Source organism: Actinomadura bangladeshensis, from assembly GCF_004348335.1.
GTDB lineage: Bacteria > Actinomycetota > Actinomycetes > Streptosporangiales > Streptosporangiaceae > Spirillospora > Spirillospora bangladeshensis.
The window spans coordinates 1-6,390 of record NZ_SMJW01000356.1 but is presented as its reverse complement, the minus strand read 5'-3'; the positions used below and the strand labels follow the sequence as shown (position 1 = coordinate 6,390).

5 protein-coding genes and 1 tRNA gene are annotated in these 6,390 nt (G+C 70.1%); 3 read left to right on the top strand and 3 right to left on the bottom strand.

What is annotated here, in order from left to right:
• Positions 1–77: 77 nt before the first annotated feature.
• Positions 78–611 carry a GNAT family N-acetyltransferase gene (locus E1284_RS37375; protein ID WP_131944875.1) on the top strand — a complete coding sequence of 178 codons (534 nt, stop codon included), beginning with the start codon at positions 78–80 and terminating at the stop codon, positions 609–611.
• Between the two features lie 274 nt (positions 612–885).
• Here the strand turns inward: E1284_RS37375 and E1284_RS37370 are convergent.
• Positions 886–961, bottom strand: a tRNA-Thr gene (locus tag E1284_RS37370).
• Between the two features lie 63 nt (positions 962–1,024).
• The gene (locus E1284_RS37365) at positions 1,025–2,554 is read right to left on the bottom strand and encodes an alpha/beta hydrolase (RefSeq protein WP_243714989.1); all 1,530 of its coding nucleotides are present in this window, start codon (positions 2,552–2,554) and stop codon (positions 1,025–1,027) included.
• Between the two features lie 693 nt (positions 2,555–3,247).
• Here E1284_RS37365 and E1284_RS37360 point away from each other — a divergent pair.
• A complete protein-coding gene (locus E1284_RS37360) occupies positions 3,248–4,309 on the top strand; it encodes a ferredoxin reductase (protein ID WP_243714988.1) in 1,062 nt (353 codons plus the stop codon).
• A gap of 20 nt (positions 4,310–4,329) precedes the next feature.
• Entirely contained in the window at positions 4,330–5,454 is a 1,125-nt protein-coding gene (locus tag E1284_RS37355) for a fatty acid desaturase family protein (RefSeq protein WP_131944872.1), read from the top strand.
• Here the strand turns inward: E1284_RS37355 and E1284_RS37350 are convergent.
• Positions 5,439–6,275: a GNAT family N-acetyltransferase gene (locus E1284_RS37350; protein WP_131944871.1), complete on the bottom strand. Its 837-nt coding sequence runs from the start codon at positions 6,273–6,275 to the stop codon at positions 5,439–5,441. The two genes, E1284_RS37355 and E1284_RS37350, sit on opposite strands and share 16 nt — an antisense overlap.
• Between the last annotated feature and the right edge of the window lie 115 nt (positions 6,276–6,390).

Here is a 6,390-nt window from a genome sequence, read left to right as displayed (position 1 = left end):
GGGCAATCTGGGCTCTAGGCGAAATGCGGTCCATGGGCAACGGTGCCGGGGACGGAGGCATTGTGGGATGTCGCGTGATGCTCCGCCGGATGCGGGCGGCGGACGAGGACGAATTTCTCCGGCTCGCCGAGCAGAGCGCGGAGTTACACGGAAACTGGGTCCGGACGCCGACCGACGTGCTGACGTTCCGTGAATACCTGGGCCGGTTCGCGGATCCGGCCGCCGGCGAGGCACTGCTGATAAAGCGCCTGGACACGGGGGCCATCGCCGGTCATGCCACCCTCACCGGAGTCATCCGGGGGCCGTACGACCGCGCCATCCTGGGGTTCGCCGCTTTCGCGCCGAGCGCGGGCCAAGGCTTCATGACGGAGGGCGTCGGCCTGACCGTCCTTTACGCGTTCGGTTCCCTCGGTCTGCACCGAGTCGAGGCGGACGTCCAGCCAGGAAACGAGCCGTCCCGCCGTCTCGTGCGTCGCCTCGGGTTCCGGCGGGAGGGGTTCTCCCCGGAATTCATCAACATCGGCGGCGTCTGGCGGGACCACGAGCGCTGGGCGATCACGGCCGGGATGACGACCAGCCTCCCCCCGTGCGACCCCAACATCCTCCCCTAGCCGCAGCCCCGCACCTGGCAATCCTCGCGTGGAGCCCAGGGATGGGGTGAGATGCGGGGAGGCTTGGGTGCGCAGCCGGTCGGGAACGGGCCGCACGCCCCCGCCTTCGGTCAGGGCGGCCCGACAGGACCGCCCTCAACCTCGGCTTTCGAGAGTCGCGCGGTCACGATTCGTCCGTTGACCCGCACGACAACCCTCTCGGACGGTCTCGAGTTGCTGTTGGCAAGCCTGTTGGCAAAAGCCCTCTTGCGGGGATCGCAAGAGGGCTTTGAGGTGGAGCCGCCTATCGGAATCGAACCGATGACCTATTCATTACGAGTGAATCGCTCTGCCGACTGAGCTAAGGCGGCGTGCCGTGCGGGGCACGGCGGGATGAAGTCTACCGGGTCCGCGGGGGTGGGTGCGCACGGGTTTCAGCCGCAGGTGGTTCCGTCCTTGGGCGGTTCGGTGGTGATCAGGTAGTTGTCGGTGGCCTTGGTGATGCAGGAGTTGCCCTGCAGGTAGGCGGTGTGGCCGTCGCCGTTGAAGGTGAGGAGGACGCCGCTGGAGAGTTCGTCCGCGAGGTTCTGGGCCCACTTGTACGGAGTGGCGGGGTCGCGGATGGTTCCGATGACGACGATGGGCGGTGCGCCGTTGGCCGCCAGCGGCTTCGGCTGCTGGCTGGTCTGGAAGGGCCAGTAGACGCAGGCGAGGCCGCCCCAGACGACGAAGGGTCCGAAGCGGGGCGCGGCCTTCTTGGCCTGGTCGACGTACTTCTCGTAGGCGGCGAGGTCGGACGGGTTGGGCTTGTCGATGCAGTTGACGGCCATGTTGGCGTCGGTCTGGTTGCTGTAGGTGCCGTTGGGTTTGCGTTCGACCATCTCGTCCGCGAGGGCGAGGAGGATGGTGCCGTCGGCGCTCTGCATCGCCTGGGTGAGGGCCTGGCGCAGGACGGGCCAGTACTGCTTCACGTAGAGCGACCTGGCGATGCCCATCACGGCCAGGGACTCGGTGACCTTGCGGGAGTCGCGCGTGTTGCTGAGCGGCTTCTTGTCCACGGAGGAGAGGAAGGACGAGATCTTGGCGATGACCGCGTCGGCCGTGTTACCGAAGGGGCAACTGCCCGACTTGACGCAGTTGTCGGCGAACGCGCGGAGGGCCGTCTCGAAGCCCTTCGCCTGCTCGACGAGCAGTTCCGTCGAGGAGAGCTTGGGGTCGACGGCGCCGTCCAGGACGAGCGCGCGGATGTTCTTCGGGAACTGTTCGGCGTAGAAGGCGCCCAGGTAGGTGCCGTACGAGGCGCCGTAGTAGGTGAGCTTCTTGTCGCCGAGCGCCGCGCGGAGGACGTCCATGTCGCGGGCCGCGTTGACGGTGCCGACGTAGGGGAGTTTCGAGGCGTCCTTGGTCTTGCAGCGCTGGGCGAAGTCCTTGCTCTGGGCGGCGAGTGCGTTCGTCTCCTTCTCGTCGTCCGGGGAGGCGTCGGTGGCGAAGAACTCGTCGAGCTGGGGGCCGGTGTTGCAGCGGACGGGGTCGCTGGCGGCGACGCCGCGAGGGTCGAAGCCGACGATGTCGAAGCGGCGGCGCAGGTCGCCGCCGAACGTCCGGGCGGCCTGCCGGACGAAGTCGACCCCGGACCCGCCCGGTCCGCCCGGGTTGGTGAGCAGCGAGCCGATGCGCTGGGACTGCTCCTCGGCCGGGAGCCTGATCACGGAGATGCCGACCTTCTCGTCGGACGGGTGGGAGTAGTCCAACGGGACCTGGACGGTCGCGCACTCGAAGCCGTCGTCGCACTTCTTCCAGGACGGTTTCTGGGCATAGAACGATTCGAGGCCCGAAGGGACCTGCGATGACGACGCCGTCTTCTTCTTGTCGCCGTCGCCGTTCCCGTCGCCCCCGTCGCTGCATCCGGTGGCCATCGCCAGTGCCAGCACGGTGGCCGCACTGATGAACCTCGCTGCCCGCACCTGGACCCCGTCTCGTCATAGCGGCACGTACGCCGCCGCCTACGCTACGGCGGCGCGGCGCGGGAGGCCACCACCCTGCCGGTGCGTGGGGTGGAGATGGGGCCCGCGTGGCGCGGCACGGGCCCCATCCGCGCGCCGTGCCCGGCGGGGGCGGGCGGGCTGTCAGGACGGCCCGATGGCGCGCCGCCGGGGCGTTCGTACGGCGCACCGGACGCGTTGCCCGACGGCCGGCCACCCGGGCGGCCGCTTGCCGGTCGGACGGGCCGCCTCCGCCCGGGCGGCCTTCCGGCATCACGCCCTGCTTCTCCAGGCACGCCTGGAACGCGGCCATCGGGTCGGCGCCCGCGGACGCGCCCGCCTTGGCGTCCGACGCATCGCCGCCGCCGCAGGCGGCGCTGGTTCTTGCGCGCTCATGTGGCTCGGGTGAGGCGAGAGTGAGATCCGAATGAGAGGGGCGAACGAGCCGCGCGGTGAATTGCGGAGCACCGCCGAGATCTGCGGCGGGGGACGAGTTTTCGCTGTCGGGCGACAACCCGCGGCGCCGTTCTTGTCAGCGAACTTTACACCGCCGGATGGAACATCGTGCGATGGTGTGATGCCTGTCGCTTTAGCGCCGTATGCCTTGAACATCCCCCGCTTCTTACGCGACCGTAGGTTACGCAAGCGTAAGTTGAGCGCCATCGGGGAGGCATCGTGATCACCGCACCGCGGCGTCCGGGTCCGGGCCGCCGGCTCGTGGCGGCCGCCCGGCTCCTCACCACACCGCTCCTGCCGGAGGACTACCTCGGCCTGGTCAACCCGCTGTGGTCGGCCACCGATCCGCGGGGGCGCGTCGAGGCCGTCCGGCATGAGGCGCCCGCCGCCGCGACCCTCGTGATCAGGCCGGGCCGGGCATGGCGGGGGCACCGGCCGGGCCAGTGGGTGCGGGTCGGCGTGGACATCGGCGGCGTCCGGCACTGGCGGACGTTCTCGCTGTCGTCCCCGCCCCGGCCGGACGGGCGGATCACCATCACCGTCAAGGCCGCCCGCGACGGGTTCGTCTCCGCGCACCTGGTCAACGGGATCCGTCCTGGGGCGTTCGTCCGGCTGGCGCCCGCGGACGGCGAGTTCGTCCTGCCCGCGCCCGTCCCCGCGAAGCTGCTGTTCATCACCGCGGGCAGCGGCATCACCCCGGTGATGGCGATGCTGCGCCACCTCGCCGCCGCCTCGGCCGACGCCGTCGTGGTCCATTTCGACCGGACGCCCGGGGACGTGATCTTCGGTGCCGAGCTGCGCCGCATGACCGGAATACGCCTGCACGAGCGGCACACCGCCGTCGAGGGCCGGTTCAAGCCGTCCGATCTGCCGGGCGTCTGCCCCGACTGGTCGGAACGGGACGCGTGGGCCTGCGGCCCCGGCGAGATGCTCGACGACCTCACCGCGTTCTGGCGCGCCGAAGGGGCCGGCGAGAGGCTGCGCGTCGAGCGCTTCCGGACCGTCCTCCAGGGCGGTGACGGCGAGGGCGGCCACGTCACGTTCACCAGGAGCGGCGTCGAGGTGGACGCCGACGGGGGCACGCCGCTCCTGGTCGCCGGGGAGAGCGCGGGCGCCCTGCTGCCGAGCGGGTGCCGGATGGGCATCTGCTACGGCTGCGTCGGCCGGCTGTGCGCCGGCAAGGTCCGCGACCTGCGCACCGGCCGGGTGCACGGCGAGGAGGGCGAGATCGTCCAGACCTGCGTCTCGGCCGCCGCCGGCCCCGTGGAAATCGACCTCTGAGGCATTTGGGGGACAGACCCATGACCGACCATCTGACGACCGCCGACTACGACACGATCGCCGCCGAGCTGGACGCGCTGCAGGAGGAGATCATGTCCGATCTCGGCGCGCGCGACGCGGACTACATCCACCGGGTGATCCGCTGGCAGCGCGGCCTGGAGATCACCGGCCGGGCGCTGCTGATGGCGTCCTCGCTGCCGCCCGCCTGGGTCGCCGGGACCGCGACGCTCGCCGTCGCGAAGATCCTGGAGAACATGGAGATCGGGCACAACGTCATGCACGGCCAGTGGGACTGGATGCGCGACCCGAAGATCCACTCGACGACGTGGGAGTGGGACAACGTCTCCCCCGCCGAGCAGTGGAAGCACTCGCACAACTTCGTCCACCACACGTTCACGAACATCCTCGGCAAGGACAACGACGTCGGCTACGGCATCCTGCGCGTCGCGCCCGAGCAGAAGTGGAGCCCCGCCCACCTCCCGCAGCCGCTGTACAACCTGCTGCTGGCGATGTTCTTCGAGTACGGGGTGGCGCTGCACGACCTGGAGATCGACAAGATCCGTGCGGGCACGGCCGACCCGGAGGCCACCAAGGAGAAGCTGCGCCAGATCGGCCGCAAGATCCGCCGCCAGTGGGGCAAGGACTACCTGGCGTTCCCGCTGCTCAGCGGCCCGCAGTTCCTCTCCACACTGGCCGCGAACTTCACCGCCAACGTGGCCCGCAACGTCTGGGCCCACATGATCATCTTCTGCGGGCACTTCCCCGGCGACGTCGAGGTCTTCGAGGAGGAGCGCCTCGACGGCGAGACGAAGGGCGAGTGGTACGTCCGGCAGCTGTGCGGCTCGGCCAACATCACCGGCGGGAGCCTGTTCCACCTGATGACCGGCAACCTCAGCCACCAGATCGAGCACCACCTGTTCCCCGACATGCCGAGCAACCGGTACGCGCAGATCGCCCCGCGCATCCGCGAACTGTGCGGCAAGTACGACCTGCCCTACCACACGGGATCGCTGTCGAAGCAGGTCACCAGCACCTGGAAGAAGATCGTCCGCTACGCCCTTCCCGGCGGGAAGCCGGCTCCGGCGGCCCTCGACCGGCGGGACGCCGCCGGACGCAAGCGCGTCGTCGCTCAGCCGAGCGCCTGAGCCACCGGAAGGAAGAGGCGGGACGGGTCGCCGGCGATCGGGGCGCCGTACTCCATGATGGCGGTGGTGAACGCCGGGCGGAGGCCGCGGTCCTCCGCCCAGGCGATCAGCTCGGGGTGCCGGTGGTCGATGTCGAGGCGAATCGGGCCTTCGGGGACGATCTCGTCCAGCAGGGTGAGCGCGGTTCCGGCGTCCCGCGCGATGACGGGGCCGACCAGGACCCGGTCGTCGTTCCTCCACGCACCGCCGTAGCCGGCGATGCCGGTCCCGTCCCGGACGACTCGTAGCGTCTCGCAGAAGAACGGCAGACCGTCGACCACCTGCGACCGGTCGGCGCCGAACACTTCGGTATCGAGTGCGTGGACGGCGGGCATGTCGCTCGCCCCCACCGGCACGGACACATTGCGCTTGGACGGCCCGTCCGACGCGCCCTTGTAGGCGGTGCACAGCCCGACGGTTCTGAATCCCAGACGCTCGTACAGCGGACGTCCGTAGTCCGTGGCGGTCAGGCAGAGGCTCGCCGTGCCCGCGTTGTCCATCGCGTGGCGCATCAGCCGTCCGCCCAGACCGCGCCGCTCGAAGCGCTTGGCGACCAAGACCATGCTGATGGCGGCGACGTCCTTGCCGTACGGGGTCGACACCACCGTCCCGGCGAGCCCTCCATCGCCGTCATCGACCCCGTAGACGTCCCCCACGGAGAACAGGAACCGCCACTTGCGGTCCTCCCGTCCCCACTCGCGGTCTGCGGCGAGGCGTTGGCAGGCGCCGAGGTCGTCGAGTCCGAGCAGCCGCACGGGCCCGTCCGGCACGGGTGATTCCATGCGGAGGACGCTAGGAGGCCCCCGCCGAGCGGCACAACCGAATTTCGGAGGCCCGGCATTGGGCATGGGAGGCGCCGCGGCGCCGGGGGCGGGCGGTATTACCTCGGGCGTTATC

Coding starts and splice junctions, on each gene's coding strand:
- E1284_RS37350 (WP_131944871.1), bottom strand. CDS start 6,275: ATGGAATCACCCGTGCCGGACGGGCCCGTGCGGCTGCTCGGACTCGAC.
- E1284_RS37355 (WP_131944872.1), top strand. CDS start 4,330: ATGACCGACCATCTGACGACCGCCGACTACGACACGATCGCCGCCGAG.
- E1284_RS37375 (WP_131944875.1), top strand. CDS start 78: ATGCTCCGCCGGATGCGGGCGGCGGACGAGGACGAATTTCTCCGGCTC.